This is a genomic window from Streptomyces sp. NPDC057654, assembly GCF_042800135.1.
GTDB lineage: Bacteria > Actinomycetota > Actinomycetes > Streptomycetales > Streptomycetaceae > Streptomyces.
On sequence record NZ_JBHVHQ010001095.1, the window covers coordinates 1 to 2,465 of the forward strand.

General features: G+C 74.0%; 2 protein-coding genes. Both read right to left on the bottom strand.

Annotated features, from left to right (window positions below):
- Positions 1-270: 270 nt before the first annotated feature.
- Entirely contained in the window at positions 271-1,578 is a 1,308-nt protein-coding gene (locus ACFU99_RS40840; protein WP_384403010.1) for a glycosyltransferase 87 family protein, read from the bottom strand.
- 179 nt (positions 1,579-1,757) lie between these two features.
- Positions 1,758-2,465 (bottom strand): glycerate kinase (locus ACFU99_RS40845; protein ID WP_384403013.1); only part of this gene is annotated, 708 nt, incomplete at its 5' end.

Consider the following 2,465-nt stretch of genomic DNA (forward strand, 5'->3'; position numbering starts at 1 on the left):
GAAGAGCCCAGAAGCACCCCATCGCGGCAGCAGCCAGCGGCGCAGCGCAGCGGAGCCAGTCCTGACCTCAGCCGCGCACCGCCCGGCAGGCAGCAAACCGACAGCCGCCCCGCCCCTCCCCCTCCGCGGCTAGCGCCTTGGGCCCGGAGGGCCCGAGACGAAAGCAGCACCCGGCCGGGCGCAATACCGCCCCACCCAACCGCCGCCGCGCTTTGGACCCGCAGCAGCCCCCTCTCGGGAGCCCCCGGGAGACTTCTCCCCCGCCCCCCCTCAGTCAGACACAGCGGCAGCCGCAGCAGCACTCGGGGCGCGTTCGGAAGGCGCAGCGGCATCACCAACCACAGGCGGTTCACCGCGCGAAAGGCTCACCGCGAAGCGCGGCCACAGCAACAGAACCACGGGATAGATGGCGTAGCCGATGCGCGTCGCCGGGGACAGCACGATGGCCAGGATCAGGCCGAGCGCCAAGCGATCGGCGGCTGAGACGACGTCGCGTACCGGGCGGAGCAGGAGCGACGCCCCCACCGCCATGGCGCTGATCAGGATGAGTCCCACGGCGACCGCCTTGCCCTGCGGTACGACCGAGACGATCAGGCTCCCGAGCAGCGGGCTCTCGGCGGAGGACTGGGTGGGGCCGAGGCCGAGGGGGTAGAGGACGACGTTCTGGTAGAAGGCCCCGATGTCGACGAGCGCCACCGGGACGACCGACAGCACCGCGATCCCGGCGGCCCCGGCGGCGCACCTGAGCGCGTCGCGCTTGCCGCGGCAGAGCCAGAGCAGGGCGACCACCACCGGCACGGCCGGCCAGGCGGTCCACTTCAGGGCCGCGGCCACGCCCAGCGCGAGGCCCGCGCGCCCGGCCTGGCCCCGGTGCGTAAAGGCCAGGGCCAGGCAGACCAGGGCGATGACGGGCGGATCGACGCCGCCGATGGTCAGGGGCAGTGCGACGACGGGGCAGGCGATCAGCCACAGGAAGCCGGTGGCCCCGGACGTGCCGGCCGGAGTCGCGCCCGTACCACTGGACGTACCGCCGGACGTGCCGGCCTTCAGCGACACCCGCAGCGCGCCGAGCACGGCCGCGAGGAAGCCGACGAGGAACCACAGCCGGGCGCTGCCGAGGAAGGAGTCGCCGAACAGCACGCGCGGTATGCCGAAGAGCGCCATGCCCGGCAGGTAAGGGTTGAAGTCCGGCACGGCATGCGGGTCCGAGTTGTACGGGGTTCCGGTGTGGAACAGCAGGTCGGCGCCGCGCTCCACGACCCCGACCTCCATCTGGGCGCGGTCGATGACCGTCAGGTACACCAGCGGTACGACGACCGCGCCGATCAGCGCCACCAAGGCGGCGTTGCGCGCCCAGCGCCTGGCGGAGACCGCGGCGACCACGGCCGCGCAGCCGTACCCCGCCGCGGCGGTGATGCCCCAGACCCGCTGCGAGGTGTGCGGGGGCGACGAGAGCCCCACCGCGAGCGCCACGACCGCGCACACCAGCAGCAGCGGCCAGTCCCACCGTCGGCCGCCCCGCGACGGGTCGGGCGCCGAGCCGATGCCCGAGGGCCGCCTCCGGATCGTCTCCGCCATCAGAGCGCGGCACCTCGAAACGTTTCGCCACGGCCGGGCCGGGAGGCTGGTACGGAAAGCAGTCCGATTTCGGGCATGCCAAAGTGGGGGTGGCTGGAGATCATACGGGGACTATACAGAACATCTATAACTGTGGTGTATAGCGAAAGCCCCGGTCACCGCCCCCCTGGGGCGCCCCTTCAGCCCAGGCAGTCGCGCGCGATCGCTTCCGCCGCGCGCTCCAGCAGCGGCCCCGCCTCCGCCATGCAGCGCTGCGGGTCCGCCTCCAGCTCGGTCAGGGGGTACGCGCGGCGGATGCCGGCCGCGGCGAGCGTCTCCGGCGGAAGTTCCAGCCGGCCGCAGACGGCCACGGTCTCGACCCCGGCCGCACGGGCCGCCGCGGCGACCCCCACCGGGGCCTTGCCGTGCAGGGTCTGCTGGTCGAGCGACCCCTCCCCCGTGATGACCAGCCCGGCCCGCGCCAGCGCCGCGCCGAAGCCGAGCACCTCCAGCATCACCTCGATGCCCGGCCGGAACGTGGCGTCCAGGCCGATCAGCGCGCCGTAGCCGATCCCGCCCGCGGCCCCGGCCCCCGGCGACTGCGCGTACTCGGCGGCTCGCGGCCCGATCGCCTGCTCCAGCACGCCGACGTAGTGCGTGAGCGCGTTGTCCAGCGTCGTGACGTCCTCGTCGCTGGCGCCCTTCTGCGGCCCGTACACCGCCGCGGCGCCCTTCGGCCCGGTCAGCGGGTTGTCGACGTCGCTCGCGAGGATGATCGGGACCTCCGCGAGACGCGGGTCGAGCCCGGAGAGGTCCGCCGAGGTCAGCTCGGTCAGCGGCCCGCCGCCGTGCGGCACGGGGTCGCCGTCGTCGTCGAGGAAGCTCGCGCCGAGCGCGGCCAGCATCCC